This is a genomic window from Burkholderia sp. MSHR3999, assembly GCF_000833595.1.
Taxonomy (GTDB): domain Bacteria; phylum Pseudomonadota; class Gammaproteobacteria; order Burkholderiales; family Burkholderiaceae; genus Burkholderia; species Burkholderia ubonensis.
Genome location: NZ_JRFO01000007.1, coordinates 2,279,026 through 2,297,097 on the forward strand (window position 1 = coordinate 2,279,026; position 18,072 = coordinate 2,297,097).

General features: G+C 68.6%; 19 protein-coding genes and 1 pseudogene. 8 read left to right on the plus strand and 12 right to left on the minus strand.

The annotated features are described in order from the left end of the window. Window positions 1-92 precede the first annotated feature (92 nt). The gene (locus tag KY49_RS33390) at window positions 93-1,529 is read left to right on the plus strand and encodes an MFS transporter (RefSeq protein ID WP_042588500.1); all 1,437 of its coding nucleotides are present in this window, start codon (window positions 93-95) and stop codon (window positions 1,527-1,529) included. 13 nt (window positions 1,530-1,542) lie between these two features. On the opposite strand, the gene KY49_RS33395 is transcribed toward KY49_RS33390, so the two are convergent. Beyond that, complete coding sequence (locus KY49_RS33395) at window positions 1,543-3,078, minus strand: methyl-accepting chemotaxis protein (RefSeq protein WP_042588501.1); 1,536 nt, start codon at window positions 3,076-3,078, stop codon at window positions 1,543-1,545. Between the two features lie 253 nt (window positions 3,079-3,331). On the opposite strand from KY49_RS33395, the gene KY49_RS33400 reads away from it, so the two are divergent. Next, window positions 3,332-3,766 (plus strand): YciI family protein, encoded by a 435-nt coding sequence (locus tag KY49_RS33400; RefSeq protein ID WP_042588502.1) that lies wholly within the window; start codon window positions 3,332-3,334, stop codon window positions 3,764-3,766. A 52-nt stretch (window positions 3,767-3,818) separates the two neighbouring features. Here the strand turns inward: KY49_RS33400 and KY49_RS33405 are convergent, their stop codons facing one another. Then, window positions 3,819-4,514 carry a hypothetical protein gene (locus KY49_RS33405; RefSeq protein WP_042588503.1) on the minus strand — a complete coding sequence of 232 codons (696 nt, stop codon included), beginning with the start codon at window positions 4,512-4,514 and terminating at the stop codon, window positions 3,819-3,821. A 283-nt stretch (window positions 4,515-4,797) separates the two neighbouring features. Here KY49_RS33405 and KY49_RS33410 point away from each other — a divergent pair, with 283 nt between their 5' ends. Beyond that, entirely contained in the window at window positions 4,798-4,977 is a 180-nt protein-coding gene (locus KY49_RS33410; RefSeq protein ID WP_042588504.1) for a hypothetical protein, read from the plus strand. 94 nt (window positions 4,978-5,071) lie between these two features. On the opposite strand, the gene KY49_RS33415 is transcribed toward KY49_RS33410, so the two are convergent. Further along, window positions 5,072-5,350, minus strand: a complete 279-nt coding sequence (locus tag KY49_RS33415) for a hypothetical protein (RefSeq protein WP_042588505.1) — start codon at window positions 5,348-5,350, stop codon at window positions 5,072-5,074. A 263-nt stretch (window positions 5,351-5,613) separates the two neighbouring features. After that, window positions 5,614-5,931 (minus strand): hypothetical protein, encoded by a 318-nt coding sequence (locus tag KY49_RS37955; protein WP_139253257.1) that lies wholly within the window; start codon window positions 5,929-5,931, stop codon window positions 5,614-5,616. A 252-nt stretch (window positions 5,932-6,183) separates the two neighbouring features. On the opposite strand from KY49_RS37955, the gene KY49_RS33420 reads away from it, so the two are divergent. The 3 genes and pseudogenes from KY49_RS33420 (at window position 6,184) to KY49_RS33430 (ending at window position 8,730) form a co-directional block, all read left to right on the plus strand. Continuing rightward, on the plus strand, window positions 6,184-6,978 hold the full coding sequence (locus tag KY49_RS33420) for a DinB family protein (RefSeq protein ID WP_042588506.1): 795 nt from the start codon (window positions 6,184-6,186) through the stop codon (window positions 6,976-6,978). Further along, window positions 6,975-7,703 (plus strand): annotated as a pseudogene (locus KY49_RS33425) (alpha/beta fold hydrolase). Before KY49_RS33420 ends, KY49_RS33425 begins: the two are co-directional and overlap by 4 nt. A gap of 124 nt (window positions 7,704-7,827) precedes the next feature. Beyond that, window positions 7,828-8,730: an alpha/beta hydrolase gene (locus KY49_RS33430; protein ID WP_042588507.1), complete on the plus strand. Its 903-nt coding sequence runs from the start codon at window positions 7,828-7,830 to the stop codon at window positions 8,728-8,730. Window positions 8,731-8,853: 123 nt separating this feature from the next. Here KY49_RS33430 and KY49_RS33435 read toward each other — a convergent pair whose 3' ends face one another. Beyond that, window positions 8,854-9,084 (minus strand): hypothetical protein, encoded by a 231-nt coding sequence (locus tag KY49_RS33435; protein ID WP_042588508.1) that lies wholly within the window; start codon window positions 9,082-9,084, stop codon window positions 8,854-8,856. Window positions 9,085-9,348: 264 nt separating this feature from the next. Further along, the gene (locus KY49_RS33440) at window positions 9,349-10,254 is read right to left on the minus strand and encodes a hypothetical protein (protein WP_042588509.1); all 906 of its coding nucleotides are present in this window, start codon (window positions 10,252-10,254) and stop codon (window positions 9,349-9,351) included. A 79-nt stretch (window positions 10,255-10,333) separates the two neighbouring features. Here KY49_RS33440 and KY49_RS33445 point away from each other — a divergent pair, with 79 nt between their 5' ends. After that, window positions 10,334-10,672, plus strand: coding sequence for a helix-turn-helix domain-containing protein (locus tag KY49_RS33445; RefSeq protein ID WP_042588510.1), 339 nt, complete (start codon window positions 10,334-10,336; stop codon window positions 10,670-10,672). A 275-nt stretch (window positions 10,673-10,947) separates the two neighbouring features. On the opposite strand, the gene pqqE is transcribed toward KY49_RS33445, so the two are convergent. From pqqE to KY49_RS33470, 6 genes are all read right to left on the minus strand, one after another. Further along, window positions 10,948-12,084, minus strand: coding sequence for a pyrroloquinoline quinone biosynthesis protein PqqE (gene pqqE / locus KY49_RS33450; protein WP_042588511.1), 1,137 nt, complete (start codon window positions 12,082-12,084; stop codon window positions 10,948-10,950). Window position 12,085: 1 nt separating this feature from the next. Then, window positions 12,086-12,367 carry a pyrroloquinoline quinone biosynthesis peptide chaperone PqqD gene (gene pqqD, locus KY49_RS33455; protein WP_010093544.1) on the minus strand — a complete coding sequence of 94 codons (282 nt, stop codon included), beginning with the start codon at window positions 12,365-12,367 and terminating at the stop codon, window positions 12,086-12,088. After that, window positions 12,364-13,083 carry a pyrroloquinoline-quinone synthase PqqC gene (gene pqqC / locus KY49_RS33460; protein ID WP_042588939.1) on the minus strand — a complete coding sequence of 240 codons (720 nt, stop codon included), beginning with the start codon at window positions 13,081-13,083 and terminating at the stop codon, window positions 12,364-12,366. The genes pqqD and pqqC overlap by 4 nt, the downstream gene beginning before the upstream one ends. Before the next feature lie 2 nt (window positions 13,084-13,085). Next, window positions 13,086-14,009 carry a pyrroloquinoline quinone biosynthesis protein PqqB gene (gene pqqB / locus KY49_RS33465; RefSeq protein WP_042588512.1) on the minus strand — a complete coding sequence of 308 codons (924 nt, stop codon included), beginning with the start codon at window positions 14,007-14,009 and terminating at the stop codon, window positions 13,086-13,088. Window positions 14,010-14,073: 64 nt separating this feature from the next. Continuing rightward, window positions 14,074-14,148 carry a pyrroloquinoline quinone precursor peptide PqqA gene (pqqA, locus tag KY49_RS36655; protein ID WP_006485436.1) on the minus strand — a complete coding sequence of 25 codons (75 nt, stop codon included), beginning with the start codon at window positions 14,146-14,148 and terminating at the stop codon, window positions 14,074-14,076. A 306-nt stretch (window positions 14,149-14,454) separates the two neighbouring features. Next, window positions 14,455-16,455: a sigma-54-dependent Fis family transcriptional regulator gene (locus tag KY49_RS33470; protein WP_042588513.1), complete on the minus strand. Its 2,001-nt coding sequence runs from the start codon at window positions 16,453-16,455 to the stop codon at window positions 14,455-14,457. Window positions 16,456-16,769: 314 nt separating this feature from the next. On the opposite strand from KY49_RS33470, the gene KY49_RS33475 reads away from it, so the two are divergent. Then, window positions 16,770-17,747: an alpha/beta fold hydrolase gene (locus KY49_RS33475; protein ID WP_042588514.1), complete on the plus strand. Its 978-nt coding sequence runs from the start codon at window positions 16,770-16,772 to the stop codon at window positions 17,745-17,747. Window positions 17,748-18,072 lie beyond the last annotated feature (325 nt).

Consider the following 18,072-nt stretch of genomic DNA (forward strand, 5'->3'; position numbering starts at 1 on the left):
TTCCTCCGATGCGGCCAATTGTGGTCGCGTCTACTGAAAACCAGAGGCCTTGAAGCATCCAGCTTCGAGGCCTTTTCATTTCAGAGGAAGCCATGCCCGCCGCCACCGCCACCTTCGCGCGCGCCAGCGCCGCCGCCCGGCTCGAACGCCTGCCGTTTTCCGGGTATCACAAGCTGATTTTCTTCATCATCGCGATCGCGTTCTTCTTCGATTCGGTCGACCTCGGCACGATGACCTTCGTGCTCGGTTCGATCAAGAAGGAGTTCGGGCTGTCGACCGCGATGGCCGGCCTCGTCGCGAGCGCGAGCTTCTTCGGGATGGTGCTCGGCGCGGCGGTCGCGGGGCTGCTTGCCGACCGGTTCGGCCGCCGGCCGGTCTTCCAGTGGAGCATGGTGCTGTGGGGCGCGGCGTCGTACCTGTGCTCGACCGCGCAAAGCGTCGACGCGCTGATCGTCTACCGCGTGCTGCTCGGCATCGGCATGGGGATGGAGTTTCCGGTCGCGCAGACGCTCCTGTCCGAATTCGTGCCGGCCGCGAAGCGCGGCCGCCTGATCGCGCTGATGGACGGCTTCTGGCCGCTCGGCTTCATCACCGCCGGCATCGTGTCGTACTTCGTGCTGCCGCAATTCGGCTGGCACACGGTGTTCGCGCTGCTCGCGATTCCGGCCGTGTTCGTGCTGATCGTGCGCCGCGTCGTGCCCGAATCGCCGCGCTGGCTCGAACACGCGGGCCGGCTCGGCGAAGCCGACGCGGTGATGCGCGACATCGAGGCGAAGGTGATGCGCTCGGCCGGCGTCACGACGCTGCCGCCGCCGGCGCGGCTCGCGCAGACGCCGGCGCGGCGCGGCCGCGGCGCGCTGCGCGAGATCTGGAGCGGCGCGTACCGCCGCCGCACGACGATGGTGTGGCTGCTGTGGTTCTTCGCGCTGCTCGGCTTCTACGGGCTCACGTCGTGGCTCGGCGCGCTGCTGCAGCAGGCCGGCTTCGAGGTCACGAAATCGGTGTTCTATACGGTGCTGATCTCGCTCGGCGGCGTGCCGGGCTTCCTGTGCGCGGCGTGGCTGGTCGAGCGCTGGGGCCGCAAGCCGACCTGCATCGCGTCGCTGCTCGGCGGCGGCGTGATGGCGTACGTGTACGGACAGAGCGCGCTGTACGGCGGCAGCACCGCGCTGCTGATCGGCACGGGCCTCGCGATGCAGTTCTTCCTGTTCGGGATGTGGGCCGCGCTCTATACGTACACCCCGGAGCTGTACGACACCGGTGCGCGCGCGACGGGGTCGGGTTTCGCGTCGGCGGTCGGGCGCGTCGGCTCGCTGATCGGGCCGTACGTGGTCGGCGTCGTGCTGCCGGTGTTCGGGCAGGGCGGCGTGTTCACGCTCGGCGCGCTGTCGTTCGCGGCGGCGGCGCTGGCCGTGTGGACGCTCGGGATCGAGACGAAGGGGATGGCGCTGGAAACGCTGGCGGCGGGCGACGACGCGCGCGACGGCGGCCCGTACGCGGCCGCGGCCGCAGCGGACAAGGTGTCGTGACCTGACCCGGACGTCACCCCACGCTGAACACCGACACCGCCGCGCGCAGGCGCGTCGTCTGCTCGTCGAGCGACGACGCCGCGGCGGCGGCCTGCTCGACGAGCGCCGCATTCTGCTGCGTCACCTCGTCCATCTGCGTGACCGCCAGGCTCACCTGCTCGATGCCGGTGCTCTGCTCGTCGGACGCCGCCGTGATCTCGCCCATGATGCCGGCGACGTGGCGGATCGACTGGACGATGGCCGTCATCCGTTCACCCGCGACGCCGACCAGCCGGCTGCCGTGGCCGACCTGCTCGACCGATGCCTGAATCAGCGCCTTGATGTCCTTCGCGGCGGCCGCGCTGCGCTGCGCAAGCGACCGGACTTCGGACGCGACGACCGCGAACCCGCGCCCGCCTTCGCCCGCGCGCGCCGCCTCGACCGCCGCGTTCAGCGCGAGGATGTTGGTCTGGAACGCGATGCTTTCGATCACCGACGTGATGTCGGCGATCTGCTCCGACTGCTGCGCGATCTGCTGCATCGTCGACACCACTTCCTCGACCGCCGCGCCGCCGCGCTCGGTCGCATCGTTGGCCGTCGCGACGAGCCCGTTGGCCTGCCGCGCGTTGTCGGCGTTCTGCTTCACCGTCGCGGTGATCTGCTCCATGCTCGCGGCGGTCTCCTGCAACGACGCGGCCTGCTCCTCGGTGCGCTGCGACAGGTCGAGATTGCCCTGCGCGATTTCGCCCGCCCCGATCGCGATCGAGTGCGTCGCGGACTGGATTTCGGCGATCATCCCGACGAGCCCCGCCTTCATGTCGGCGAGCGCCGCGAGCAGGCTGCCCGGCGCCGCCTTCGCGACGTCGAGCGGCACGTTCAGGTTGCCGGTCGCGATCGCGCGCGCGATCTGCGTCGCGTGCGCGGGTTCGCCGCCGAGCGTGCGCTTGATGCTGCGCAGGATCGCCCACGCGATCGCGCCGAGGCTTGCCGCGATGCCGAGCGCGATCGCGCCGAGCACGACGGCGAGCTTCGAGAATGCGGCGTCGATGTCGTCGTAGAAGAAGCCGGTGCCGATCCACCAGTCCCAGTCCGGGATCGCCACGACGCCTTGCAGTTTCGGCTCGGGTTCCGCGTCCGGGCTGCGCTTCACGAGCACGTCGACGAGCGCGAAATGCGATTGCGCCATCCCGGCGCGGTACGCCTCGCTGTCGGTCAGCCCGCCGGTCGTCCGGTTGCCCTTGGCCTTCGTGCCGACGAACTTCGCGTTCGGGTGCACGAGATTGACGCCGTCGGCCGTCGTGACCCAGTAATAGCTGCGGGTGTTCGCGTTGAGCCGCGACAGCGCTTCCTTCGCCTGCTGCTGCGCCTGCTCGCGCGTCAGCGCGCCGCTCGTCTGCAGTTCGCGGTACGCGTTGACCAGATGCTCGGCCTTCGTCAGGAGAATGACGATTTCCTCGCGCCGGCCGTCGATCAGCGCGCCGCGCAACGTGTGCAGCGCCGTCGCGGCCAGCAGCACCACGCCCAGCAGCGCCGCGCCGACAAGCAACAGCAGTTTCGTGGAAAGCTTCATGCGAACGCCCCGATTCGTTAACTAACCGGTACAGATAACGACATCCGGCCGCGAGACTTAAGCGGCGTCGCCTCGGCGTAAACCCGCAGTCCGGAGCGCGGCGGAGCGCCGGACGATCCGTCGGCGATGCATGCGCCTGCCGGCCGCGTGTCGATTTCTGGCATCCTGATTCGTCGTAGTGTCGGAGGCGCTCATCGACACGCAATGGCTGTCGGCGGGAGCGCGATCTTTCCCCACTCGAGGAGAAACGAACATGCGCGTCATGGTGATCGTGAAGGCGACGAAAGAATCCGAGGCCGGCGAAATGCCGGGCACCGAACTGCTGGCCGCGATGGGCCGGTACAACGAGGAACTGGTGAAGGCGGGTGTGATGCTCGCCGGCGAAGGGCTGCACCCGAGTTCGCGCGGCAAGCGCGTGCGCTTCTCGGGACCGGGCCGCAGCGTGATCGACGGGCCGTTCGCCGAGACCAAGGAGCTCATCGCCGGTTTCTGGATGTGGAAGGTGAAGTCGATGGACGAAGCCGTCGAATGGGTGAAGCGCTGCCCGAATCCGATGAAGGGCGACTCGGAGATCGAGATTCGGCCGGTGTTCGAAGCGGAAGACTTCGGCGCGGAATTCACGCCGGAGCTGCAGGAGCAGGAAGCGCGGCTGCGGGCCGAAATCGAGGCCGCGCAGAAGAAGCACTGACGGCGGCGGCGGATGGGGGCGGATGGCGGCGGCATGCCCGCCTCGGCCGCGCTCAGCTTCCGATCGCCTTCCCGCCGCCTTCGGCCTCCAGCCCGCGCGGCAGCGGCGACCGGGGCAACAGCTCGAACGTCACGTTGACCGTGCCGCCCTCGCTGGAGATCCGCATCGCGCCGGCGCCGCGCGTTCTCGTCAGGCAGCCGAGAGCGGTCGGCGACGCGCTGGATACGCCGAGCTGGCAGGACCAGACGAGGGTCGCTTCGCGCCGGCCCGCGTCGCTGAATGCGATCAGCCCGCTCCATCCGCTCGGGCCGTTGCTGACGGCGGGGACGAACTCGGCGTGGCGAATGCCCAGCGGCTGCCATCCGCAACGCCCAGGGTCGTAGCGATCGACGTAGAAACGAACCTCGAACCGGTCCTTGCCGGCCGGCAAGCGGATATTGTCCGTGACGACCTGCGGAAGGTCCGGCGCGCCGAACAGGCGGCCGAACCATGTTTGCGACCGGCACTGCGGATGGGTGGACGCGAAATCGATGCCGAGCCACAGCTCGACTTTCGGGTCCTTGCGGCCCTGGATGACGAGCACGTGGTGCGGTTCGTCCGTTTCGGTCGGGCGGTCCGATAGCTGGTTGTGGGGAGCCTCGATGTGGGCTTCGAAGTGCAGGCGGCTGTCGTCGGCAAACGCCCGGCCGGGGATCGCGGCGAGCCAGCCGATCGCTAGAACGAGCACGAAATAAGCGCGCGGTGACATGGCTCCCCCACTATTGGCGGTGCGTTCCCCGGGCGGCGGTGCGCGTTGTTCCGGGTTGCTCGGAGCGGGTTCGTCGGTCCGCGCGCAGAGCGATCCGGTCTGTGATGCCGATCAGGCATTGTGGGCGGTGGGGCGTGGCGGGGTAAAGCTGGGATGAACCCCTGACGGGGTTGTGCGGGACCGGAGCAAGTGCAAAAGCGCTCACCCCGGATCGACAGACGGCGAGGGAGAACCCTATGAAAACACCGAGTCGCATTCGTGCGCGAGGCGTTTCGCGTCGCAGATGCGCGACGAGGGGATTTCGGTGCTGCTGGTGGAGCAGAACGCGCGCATGGTGCTCAAGATCAGCGACTACGCTTATGTGCTGGACGATGGCGGCATCGTCCATTCGGGCAGCTCGCGAGAGCTCGCCGCCGACGAGAATCGGGTGCGCGCGCTGACGGGTGTCAGCACGCGCGAGTAGATATGTCGAGACGCGGAACGAGCCGTTGCAGACGTTCGCCCCGACCTCGCGTCGTAGGCAGTTCCCGAGCTGAAACAGTCTCGAGCGTCTGCAATCAGGTGCTGGCGGCAAGACGCGGGCCCGTGTTGCGGGGCGCAGACTCGGCCTCGGTCCAATGCAACGGTCGTGTGCTGACCCAAGGATCGATGCCGAGCTTCTGCACTTCTTCGAGAAACGCCACGCGCGTGCGCCAGTAATCCGCTTGCAATATCGCATCGGTGACACGCTGCTCCGCAGTGAACAACTCCATGCGCGCAGTCACCAGCATCGACGCAGCGGTTTTTTCCGGCGTGGGTGCGTGGCGCATCGACCAACGATTGATCCAGTTCATCATGTTGACCTCCCCCGAAATAATGGACGAACCCGCATCAGGCAACTGCAAGCGGCCGCGCGCCCGCCCGAACGCGCGCGGCCGCCACTACATTTCTCCAGCCTGATTCCACGCGCCTCCGACACCCCCGCATCGCAGACGATCGCCCCGGCGTGCGTGCGCCCGGCAATGCGCCACGACGCATGCTGGCGCAAGCGTGAGCGACAAACGCGGTATCTGAAGCGGCACGTGGCGCGCGCTACCGGAACAGGCTTTCTGGTATTCGGCTATCGCCCGGAGGCTTCGCGACGTTCGGCGAATGCGCGGACCGTGTTGACGCACCTGACGCCGACGAGGGCTGGCCGCGCCGACGACGTCATGTAATGCGCAACAGGGACATTGATGCGAGACAGCAGCCGCATGACGACCGACAGGTAATTGGACATGATTTCCCCGACCCCGCTTGATGGTTGTTTGTCGCCCGCATCGAGCCAGCTGGCCGTGCGGATTCTGGTGTGCACGGGAAATGGAGCAAGTTGCGGGCCAGTTCTGGAGATGCCAATGGATCCGGGGCGGCCATCGCCAACGATATGGCGGTGAAACATTCCGGAGGCCGCCTTGTTTCAACCGTGTAACGTCGGGTCTCCGGGTTGGGGGCGGAATGCCAGGCCAGATAAGGATCGGCCGGAAAAGCGGAAAGCGCATCGGCGGCACGCCTTCGATCCGACGATATGAATGGCTGCCGAGCCACCAGAAATGTTTCAACTACGCAACGTGCGCGGAGGCGTGCTTCGGATTGACGCAGCGCCTCATAGTAACGTATCGTTTCGATACGTTACTATGAGGCGCTGCCCCACATGCACTCCCGCTTCGACCGCTTCCGCACCACCCCACTCGGCGCACAGCTCGAAGCGCTGATCGAGCAGCCTGACCGCTACGTCGAATTCGCCGCCCTCTCCCGCGTCGGCGTGGCCGCAATCGGCGCGATCCAGGATGAAATCGCCCAAAAATTCCCGGAAATCTCGACCGACACCACCGCACGCCAGTTCTGCGGCGCGATGGTCGCCGACGTGATGCGCCGCCGCGGCCACGACGTCGTTCAGGCGCGCGGCCGCCTCGGCGGCGCGCTGTTCAGCTACGGCGCTGTATTCAGCCCGCACCCGCAACTGCTGCCTTTTGCCGACATCGTCAGCGAACTCGCGCGCATGCCCGACACATTCGCAGCACTCATCGCAGGCGTACCCACCGCACTGAGAACCCAACGCCCGGACGGCACCGGCTTCTCGCTGGTCGAACACGCCTGCCACCTGCGCGATCTCGACGCGATCTTCGCCGCGCGCATCGACGCAGTGCGCACCACCGACCTGCCGGAGATCGCGTCGGTCGACGGCACCGCGCTCGCAGAACAGCGCGACTACGTGCATCAGGATCTCGACGAAGCACTTGATGCGTTCAGCGCCTTGCGGCAACAGCTGTGCGCAACACTCACGACGCTCGCGCCTGAAGAACTGAGACGCTGCGGCCTGCGCGACGGCATCCGGCGCATGTCGCTCGACGAACTCGTGCGCGAGTTGCTCGACCACGACCGCACCCATTCTCTCGAACTCGACGAACTGCTCGCCGAACTGAACCCGTCCCCGCGCCCCGCATGAACCTCCACACCCCCGTCATCTTCATCCACGGCTTCATCGGCACGTTCGACGTGCCTGCGTGGCCCGGCCCGCACCTCGCGCCCGACCTGCTCGGCTACGGCGCGCATCGCGCAGCATCGCCGGACACCATCACGCTCGCCGCACAGGTCGAACACCTGCGGCAAACGATCGACTCGCACTTCGGCGACGCACCGGTCGACATCGTCGGGCACTCGGTCGGCGGCGCGATCGCGATGCTGTTCGCGCACACGCATCCCGCGCGCGTGCGCCGGATCGTCAACGTCGAGGGGAATTTCACGCTGGACGACGCATTCTGATCGGGGTCGGTCGGACGCATGTCACCCGCCGAAGCCGACGCGATGCTCGACACGTTGCGCGCCGATCCGCTCGCGTGGCTGCGCGGCGCCATCGCCGATCCCGCGCCGGAGCTGGCAGCCACGGCCACGCGCTGGCTCGCGCATCAGCCGGCATCGACGCTGCGTGCGATGGGCCGCTCGGTCGTCGCGACGACCGGCGACGCCGGCTACCTGAACGCGCTCGCGCAGGTGTTCGAACGCCATCCGGTCTACCTGACCGCTGGCGAACGTTCGCGCGACGGCTGGCACGTGCCGGACTGGGCGCTGGCGCGCAGCGCCGGCATCGAGATCATCGGCGGCGGCGGGCACCTGATGACGACGGAACAGCCCGACGCCTTCCGCGCATCGATCGAGCGCTGCCTGACATAAAGCGACTGCCCCGCCAACCTGACAAACCCGTAGGCGCCACCGAAATTTGAATGAAAGGCCCCGTTGCTACAGTCATTCCACATAGGGTTTCCGGGCATGCCCGACCATTTGGCGGACACGACGAATGCGACGATCGACGAACCTGGCGCGCGCCCTCCAGCTGATCCTGCTGCTAGCCATCGCAAGCCCCGCCTGGGCCTTCCAGACGCGCGTGGTCACGATTCCCAGCGCGACGATGCGCCAATCGTTCGCGGCGACCGTCGTGCTGCCCAACGCTTACACGCACAGTACCCGCGCCGACCGCTTCCCCGCCGTCTACGTGCTGCACGGCTCGGGCGGCGACCATACCGACTGGACCTCGAACACGCGAATCGGCGAGCTGGCCGACCGCTATCACGTGATTCTCGTGATGCCCGACGGCGGCCGCGAAAGCTGGTACATCGACAGCCCGTTCGATTCGGGCAGCCGCTACGAGACCTTCGTCGGCAAGGAAGTGGTGTCGTACATCGACACGCATTTCCGCACGATCGCGACGAAGCATGCCCGCGCGATCACCGGCCTCAGCATGGGTGGTTTCGGCGCGCTGCGCATCGCGCTCGACCGGCCGGACGCGTTCGGCGCGGCCGGCAGCATCAGCGGCGCGGTCGATCCGCGCAAATGCGGAGACGAGCCGGGCATCGATCACGTTTTCGGCGACCCGGGGCGGCATCCGTCGTTCTGGAGCCGCAATGCGATCGTCGAGAGCGCCCGCGCATTCGCGCACCTGCACATGGACCTGACGATCGACTGCGGGGCCGACGACTCCCTCGTCGGCGCGAACCGCACGCTGCACGAACGGCTGAACGCGCTCGGCGTGCCGCACGACTACGCGGAGCGGCCCGGCGGCCATACGTGGGACTACTGGGCGAATGCGATCCGCTACCAGGTGCTGTTCTTCGCGTCGTCGTTCCAGCGCAGCGGCTACGCATTCCGCCGGCACACCGATGTCGCAGGCCCTGCGACCGCCGCCACGTCACGCGACGGCTGACGCCCCTTACGCATCGCGCGCAAGCGAAGCGATTTGGCGCGCGGCCATCAGCGCCGCATACGGATGTAGATGAACGCGTCGATCATTGCGATCGACGCCATGCAAGCGGGAAATCGGGGGGAGCTAGTTGCGCTCGCGCGCGTCGGCGCTCACGACCCGGTCGAAGAATTCCTGCGCGCGCGCGAGCTCGTCGAGCGCGCGATCCAGCCGGGACATCGCCATCGCATATTCGACCGACGACACGTCGTCGTCGGCTTCGCCGCGCACCGCGCGGAACGCCTGATCGACGTTGCGCGTCGCTTCGACGAAGCGTTGTGCAGCCCGGGCTTCTCGCGAACAGATGTGGGTGGACATCGACACCTCTCCCTCAGAATGCTGTATGAAGCATGCCGACGCTCAGTGTGCGTGGTGCCCATGGCGACGGCATGAACAAAGCCAACTGCCGGTCAACGCATCGGCCGCCGCGCTGCGCGCGTCAGCCGATTGTCCCTCTGCGCTCGCCGGTCCGCCACGACGAGATTGCAACAATTTCTTGCGTGAAGCGCAACGCCCGCCGCACGCGCATCAATCGCGCCGCCCTTCCTGAAACGCTCCCGCCCTGTTCAACCGCCGCGTGCGTTACGCACGGCCGACGCGCGGATGCGTCAGCCCGCCGAACGGCGCGGCTTCGCCCGGCGACAAGTCGAACAGATCGCGCGTGAAGCCGCGCGCATCCTCGGCTGCCGGACGGTTGCGCAAGCGCGTTGCATGCGCCGGCGCAACATACGCCGACGCCGTTTCGATCAGCGGCACGTCGAACAGGTCGCGCGTGAAGCCGCGCACGTCCTCCGTCGACGAGCGGCCGCGCAAGCGCGTGACCAGTTCGACGAAACGATCGAAATCGCCGTCGCGCGTCGCCTTGTTCACCGCCGCGAGATCGCGCGCCTTCAGCACGCTCGGCTGCGTGAGGCGCACGAAATACGGCGCTTCGAGCTCGACGGACAGCGCAAGCGGATAGCTTTTGCCGCCCTGCTCCGCGGGCCGGCCGACAGAGTCGACGACCACCGCGCCTTGCGCGGCGCCGAGCGCCCTGCCGGTGCTCACGTTGCGCAGCTGGTCCGGATACACGCGCAGGCGCGTGCCGATCGTGAGCGCGGTGGACGACGCGCACACGAGCGCGTAGTGATGCTCGCGCGGACGGCCGGACGGCAGCTTCGCGCGGCTCGTGATGAACGTGTGCGGCGGCAGTTGCCGCACCTGGCCGCTCGCATCGACCCACGCATTCCACAACAGCACGTTGCCGCGCCCGCGCTCGGCCGCGCGCGTGCGCGCCGCGACCGGCGAGAACAGCGCGAGCAGCGAGCCCGTGCGATGCGCGGCGACCTGCGCGCTGTTGCCGAGCGGCTGGTTGATCCCCCACAGAAACCGCCCGCCCCCCAGCCGGCGCTCCCATTCCTTGCGGAGCACCACGGTGGCCAGTTCTTCGCCGGACTCGGCGCCGATCTTGGTCCAGCAAAACGTACGAGGGAGGTGTTTCAGTGTCATCAACTTTCTCAGGGCGCAGCCGCTTGCCAGTTTCAGCAAGTCATTCAACAACCGTAACTGTATAGGTATAATGCATGACATGGAAGCCCCGGACGATGATTTTCCCATTGATGACCTGTTGCGCCGCCTGTCGGAAGATACCCGCTCGTCCAGCGAAATAGCGCGGCTTTCCGGAGTCAGCCAGCCGACCGTGTCGCGCCTTCGGCAGTCGAACGGCCGGCGTCTGCGTCGTAGCACTCCATTCAATAAGCTATGCAGTTTCTATGGTGTCGACGTGCATCCGTCGCGACGCCGCTATAACGAATTGCTGCGCGACGCGATCGTCGACGCATGGGACGGCTCGGACGAGCACGGGCGCGCGCTGCTGGTCGTGATCAAGGGTTTGAAGGATTTGCAGGCGAAGGCCGACGACGGATGACGGCGCGTGGCAAGCGCGCAGCAACATCACGCGGGCGGTGACGATCGAGTGTCGTCACCGCCCGCGTCGCATGGCGGCGAGGTCAATGCGTGTTCGCTGCTGACGCGCGCGGCGGCGGCGTCAATGGCGGGTCAGGCTGATCGCAGGCTTGCGCTGACCGCCGGAGGGGATATTCAGGTCAGGGAAGCGTCCAGGTCGCATCTCGCACATCGGCGACGGCTGTGCTCATCGCGTTGCCTTGCTCGTCCTCCGTCGCGGCCGCCCGGCGCGTTCGCTCAATCGCACGCGGCCGCGCAGCGCGCCAGCGAATTTTCCTTGCTGCGAAAGACCAGCGGCTGTTCACCGCATCGCGCGGGTTGCCGCGCAAGCCGCACCGCCTGCTCCACCTGCCCGTGATGCGCCGACTTCGCACAGACCGGATCGGCGTTCGCCGGATCGCCCGTCAGCAGGTACGCCTGGCATCGGCAGCCGCCGTGATCGGCGTGACGCTCGTCGCAGGTGCGGCACGGCTCGCGCATCCAGCCGTCGCCGCGAAACGCGTTGAACGCGTCGCTGTCGTACCAGATCTCCTTCAACGACCGGTCGCGCACGTTCGGCAGCGCGAGCCCCGGCAGCGAGCGCGCGGCATGACACGGCAGCGCGGCGCCGTCCGGCGCGACGCCGAGGAACACCGAGCCCCAGCCGTTCATGCATGCCTTCGGGCGCTGCTCGAAATAGTCGGGCACGACGAACAGGATCCGGCAACGCTCGCCGATGCGCTCGCGATAGCGGTTGACCGTCTCCTCCGCGTCGCGCAGCTGCTCGGCGGTCGGCATCAGCTGGTCGCGGTTGAGCATCGCCCAGCCGTAGTACTGGGTGTTCGCCAGCTCCAGGTAATCGGCGCCGAGATCGAGCGCCATCTCGATGATCTGGCCCACGTGCGGCAGGTTGTAGCGATGCAGCACGCAGTTGAGCACCATCGGATAGCCATGCGCCTTGACGAGGCGCGCGACGCTGCGCTTCAGCTCGAACGTGCGCGTGCTGGTCAGGAAATCGTTCAGCTCGCGCGTCGAATCCTGCAGCGACACCTGGATATGGTCGAGCCCGGCGGACTTGAGCCGCTCGATGCGCGCCGCACTCAAGCCGATGCCCGACGTGATCAGGTTCGTGTAGAAGCCGAGCCCGCGCGCATGCGCGACGAGCGTCTCGAGGTCGCCGCGCTGCAGCGGCTCGCCGCCCGAGAAGCCGATCTGCGCGGCGCCGAGCGCGCGCGCGTCGCGGATCACCGTGCGCCACGCATCGGTGTCGAGCTCCGGGCCGTGCGTCGCGAAGTCGACCGGGTTGTAGCAGAACGCGCAATGCAGCGGGCAGCGGTACGTGAGCTCCGCGAGCAGCCACAGCGGCGCGGACGGACGGGAAGGGTCGGGCGTCATGTCAGTCGAGCCAGCCGCGCAGCCGCGCATGATCGAGGAAGCGGTACACGTCGGCGGCGAGGTCGGACTGGCTGAACAGCTGCTCGAGTTCGCCGATGATGTCGTCCAGCTCGCGCGTGCCGTCGCAGCGCGCGAGGATCTCGCCCGCGCTCGGGTTGAGCTTGACCATTCCTTCCGGATAGAGGAGCACGTAGGCATCCTGGGCCACCTCCCACTGCAGGCGGTACATGCCCCTCAGGCAGGGGCGCAGCGGCACGCCGCTGGCGGCATCGATGGCGTTCATAGGGGATAGGCCTTTTCGACCGCGTCGAGGATCGACCAGAGAATGTCCAGCTTGAATTGCAGGATGCCGAGCGCGTGCTGCTGCGCCTGCGGCGTCGTGAAATGCTGCAGCGTGACCGCAAGCCCGTGCTCGACGTCGCGCTGCGCGAGCGGCACGCGGCTGCGGAAGTAATGCAGCCCGTCCGGCTCGATCCACGGGTAATGCGACGGCCAGCCCGCGAGCCGGTCGAGATGGATCTGCGGCGCGAACATCTCCGTCAGCGACGAGCACACGGCTTCCTGCCACGGCGCACGCCGCGCGAAATTCACGTACGCGTCGACCGCGAAGCGCACGCCGGGCAGCACGTGCTCGAGCGACCACAGCTCCGCGCGATCGAGTCCGCACGCCTCGCCGAGCCGCACCCACGCCTCGATGCCGCCTTCGTCGTCGCCGTTGCCGTCGTGGTCGATCAGCCGCTGGATCCACCGGCGCCGCGTGTCGCGGTCGGGGCAGTTCGACAGGATCGCCGCATCCTTGAGCGGGATGTTGATCTGGTAGTAGAAGCGGTTCGCGACCCAGCCGCGGATCTGCGCGGGCGAGCACGCGCCGCTGTTGAGCCGCCGGTTGAACGGATGGTGGATGTGATAGCGCGATTCGAGCGCGCGCAGCCGCGATTCGAATTCGGTTGCGGTCCATGGCGTCGCGTGCAACGCCGTAGCGGGGATCGGTGCGTTCATCGTCATACCTGGAATTGCATGCCGTCGTGCGCGACGTCGATGCCATGCGCGCGCAGGCGCGCGTGCTCGGCGGAATGCGGGTCGAGAATCGGGTTCGTGTTGTTGATGTGCGTGAGCACCTTGCGCGTGCGCGCGGGCAGCGCGTCGAGCCAGTCGATCATGCCGGGCTGCCCGTGTTCCGCGCACTGCGCGAGATGCCCCATGTCGGCCGCGTGCTTGCTCGACAGGCCGAGATCGATCATCTCGGCGCCGGTCCAGAACGTGCCGTCCACCAGCACGAGGTCGGCATCGCGCATCGCCGCGCGCACGTCGTCGGTGACGGCCGCGAGCCCCGGCGCGTAGAACGCGCGCCGGCCGCTCGCGACGTCTTCGATCGACAGCGCGACGTTGTCGCCGGGCGCGGCCGATGCGCGCCGCGGCGAATAAGGCGGCGCCTTGCTGTCGACGGGGATCGCGGTAAAGCGGATGCCGCCGGCCGCGGGCACCGAGAACGGCTCGCCGAGCGCGATCGTGTGCACGTCGACGCCGCAGTAATGGCCGAGCAGCGGCACGAGCGGCAACCCGGTCGACAGGTCGTCGAGCACCGGCGCGGTCGCGTAGAGCGGCAGCGGCGTCGAACGCTCGCGCAGCATCACGAGGCCCGTCACGTGGTCGATCTGTGCATCGCACAGCACGACGGCGGCAATGCCGCTGTCGCGGATCGCGCGCGCCGGCTGCAGGTCCGGATTCGCGCGCAACTGGGAAAGCAGGTCGGGCGACGCGTTGACGAGGATCCAGTCGATGCCGTCGTCGCTGACCGCGATCGACGACTGCGTGCGCGGCACCACGTCGCCGGCGCCGTTGCGCGCGCGGCGGCAGTTCGCGCAGTTGCAGTTCCATTGCGGCAGGCCGCCGCCGGCTCCCGAGCCGAGTATCTTGATCTTCATGGGCGTCCACTCCCGAGGCTGCCCGCGCCGCGCACGGCGGCACGGGCAGCGCATCGCGCGGCGATCAGCGGTTGGCGATGTACATCGTGATTTCGAAGCCGAAGCGCAAGTCGGTGTAAGACGGGGTCGTCCACTGCATGATGTGTCTCCTTGTTCAGTTGGTGAGTCGAAGCACCGCGCCAATCGAGCGGCCGATTCCTTTTCAGCAAGGAGCGTGCCGAAGTCGCGCAAAGCGCGCGTGAACGCTGCGTGCACCCGCCGCCCGGGCGTCCGGACGCAATCCTTACGAATCGCCGAAACGATCCGCGCGCATGCGCGCCTGCGCCCCCGGCGGGACGACGCCCGGGGACGAGGACGAGTGTTCAATCGTGGAGCACCGGTGTTGCAACCTGACACACCGGCTGTGACAGGTCGCATGCCCGGCGACAGCCGGGCGGCCTGCGCGTCAGCTTTCGTCGGGCGGCTGCCGGCCCGCGTCGGCCGCGGGCATCTTGCGGTAGATCGTGTTGCGCGACACGCCGAGCGCGCGCGCCGCCGCCGACACGTTGCCGCCATGCCGCGCCAGCGCGGCGGCGATCGCGGACGCGGCGACGTCCTGCAGGCGCGTGTCGGCAGCGCATGGCGCGGCGCACGCTGCGGCAGGCGCATCGGGCGCCGCCTGCGCGTCGCCGTCGCGCAGGTCGTCGAAGAAGTCGTCCGGCAGGTGCTCGCGCCGGATCTCGCCGTCGTCGTCGACCATCGCCGCCGCCGTGCGCAGCAGGTTGCCGAGCTGGCGGAAATTGCCGGGCCACGAGCAGCGCTCGAACAGCGCCATCACGTCCGGCGCGACGGTGAGCGGCGCTCGCCCGGCGCCCGCGATCGCTTCCCGCTGCAGCATCTTCTGCACGACGACCGCGAGATCCGTGCGGTCGCGCAGCGGCGGCAGGCGCACCACGAGGCCGTTCAGCCGGTAATAGAGATCCTCGCGGAAGCGGTTCTGCGCGATCATGTCGCGCAGGTCGCGGTGCGTCGCGCAGATGATCGAGATGTCGACGGCGATCGTCTTCGTCGAGCCGAGCGGGTTGACGAGGCGCTCCTGCAGCACGCGCAGCAGCCGCACCTGCAGCGGATACGGCATGTCGCCGATCTCGTCGAGGAACAGCGTGCCGCCGTTCGCCTGCAGCAGCTTGCCGACCGCGCCCTTGCGGCGCGCGCCGGTGAACGCGCCCTCCTCGTAGCCGAACAGCTCGGATTCGATCAGCGTCTCCGGAATCGATGCGCAGTTGACTGCGACGAACGGGCCGTCGCGCCGCGGCGAATCGTTGTGGATCGCCTGCGCGAGCAGTTCCTTGCCGGTGCCGGTCTCGCCGGTGATCAGGATCGGAATGTCCTTGCCGATCACCTTGCGCACCTTCGCGATCACCGACGCGACCTGCGGATCGCCGGTGTCGAGGTAGACGAGCCGCGACAGGCCCGCCGCGTTTCCCGCCGCCGGCGCGGTGGTGCACGCGCGCGCGGCCGGCGCGCCCGCGTCGTGAACATCGGTCGGCCGGCTGCCCTCGGCCAGCGTCTCGCGCCGGAAGTGCACACGCGCGCACACCACCGCGCCGTTGCCGAGATTCAGCATCAGGCGCTGGTCGGGGCTCGCGCGCATGCGGTCGATCAGCTGCGCGGGCGTGACGTCGAACAGCGACGACAGCGTGTGCGCGCGCAGCGCGGCGAGCGGCATCCCGAGCTGGAACTGCGCGCTGCGGTTCGCCGACAGGAAGCGGCCGTCGGCCGTGAACGCGACGATCCCCTCCATCAGCGTGCCGAGAAACTCGGGGCGGCCATGGAACGACACCTGCAGCGTCTCCTGAAACGTCGTCGTAAACAGGTGATTCTCGATCATCTGCACCGACATCTTCGCGAGCGCCATCGTGTGCTGGTGATAGCTGCGGTGGTCGCCCGTCACGTCGAGCACGCCGATCGCGTCGCCGTACGGATCGAGGATCGGCACGCTCGAGCAGGTGAGGAAGCGGTTCGCGGCCAGGAAATGCTGGTCGCCGTGGACGACCATCGGGCACAGCTCGGCGAGCGCCGTGCCGATCGCGTTGGTGCCCTGCCGGTTCTCCGCCCAGTTCGCGCCCGGGCGCAGCGCGACCTTTTCCGCGCGGCGCAGGAAGTCGTCGTCGCCGATCGAATGCAGGATCAGGCCTTCCGCGTCGGTCAGCACGATCATGCTCTGCGTGTTTACGATCTGCTCGTGCAGCGTCTCCATCACCGGCATCGCGTGCACGCACAGCACGCGGTTCTGCTCGCGCTTCAGCACGAGCGCCGCATTCGACAGCACGTCGTAGTCGGGGCGGGCCGACACCTGCAGGCCGAACGTCTCGGACCGCTCGTGCGCTTTCTGGATCGACGGCGCGGGCCAGCCAGCGGGACGCGCGGCCGGTGACCCGGCCGCCTGAGGTACGTCATCGCGCATTGTCTCCTCCGGGGATCCTTCCGGTCATCTGCCGGACTCCATGCCGTCATGCAAGCAAGCATCGGGCCACGCGATCGTCGCGGTGCGGACGGACGTCCGGCGCCGGGTTCGCGGCCATCCATGAAAGACGGTTGTAAGGCATGATCCGGGGAGTCGCGCGCCGAGCCGCCGGACGGGTGAGATTTCCTGATACCGCGATCGCAACGCTGCCGCTACTCGTGCAAATCCCGATCTGCGGCGCTGGCGCGTTTCTGGCTTTGCTTCATTCCGATCACGCGACCATCGCCCGACACCCGCTCCCGAGCCGAACCGACATGACGCCTGCCCCGCTCCAACCCGCCGCGCATGCGGCGCCCGACCGCCGGCGCATCCGCCGCGACGCGCAGTCGGTCGCGTTTGCCGTCGCCGGCAACCCGCGCGGCCACCCGGTCGTCGTGCTGCACGGCGGGCCCGGCAGCGGCAGCCAGCCCGGCATCCTGCGCCTGTTCGACCTGACGCGCGTGCGCGTCGTGCTCGTCGACCAGCGCGGCGCCGGCGCGTCGGCGCCGCGCGGCGGCACGCGCCACAACAGCACGGCGCGGCTGATCGGCGATCTGGAAGCGATTCGCGAACGGCTCGGCATCGCGCGCTGGGGCGTCGTCGGCGGATCGTGGGGCGCGGCGCTCGCGCTCGCGTATGCAGGCCGGCATCCCGAGCGCGTGACCGGCGTCGTGCTGCGCGGCTTGTTCCTGACGTCGCCGCGCGAAGTGCGCGGCCTGTTCACGACGTCGCGCACGCGCGCGCCGCGCGAATGGCGGCGCCTGTGCGCGTCGGCCGGCTGCCGCGATCCGCTGCGCGTGCTGTCGTGCTGCGCGCGGCGGCTGCGCCCCGGCGCGGGCGCGGCCGGACAGCGCGCGGTCGCGCTCGCGTGGCGCGCCTACGAGGACGCGATCCTCGCGTCGCCGCAATCGCGCCGTTCGCATGCGCGCACAATCCGCTCGCACCCGGACGTCCTCCGGTTGATCGACAAGTACCGGGTCCAGGCACATTACCTGCAGCACGGCTGCTGGCTCGGCGAACGCCGGCTGCTCGCGCTCGCACGCCGCGCGTCAGACGCGGGCGTGCCGCTGTTCGCCGCACACGGCATGCGCGATCCCGTCTGCCCGCTCGGCAACGTCGCGCGGCTCGGGCGCGCTGTGCCCGCCGCCCGGATCGAGCGCGTGCCGGCCGGGCATCTGGCGGGCGACCCCGCATTGGCCCGCAGCGTCGCCCGCGCCATCCATGCGATGTTCGCGGCGATGCCGTGCGCGTGACCGCGCATGCCGGCGGCCCCGCTTCGCACCGTCATGACCCGATGCATTTGGTCTCCTGATCATTCTCCTTTGTCTCCTGTTCGGGTCCTGTCGCACGGTGCGCCCGTTCCACGCGGTACGCATCAACGCAGCGGCACGCTGACACAGGCGAGCCGCCGCCTGTGATGTTTGGCAACACTTCGCGCACCGCGGTGTACCTGAATGCAACACCTGCGCCGACGCCGCCGCACAGCGCCTTCGACGCCGCGCAGCGCGCGATGCGCCCGCATGCCGCACCGCGCGAGCTTCGCGGCGCGATGGCATGCGACTTGCGTGAACGGCAGCG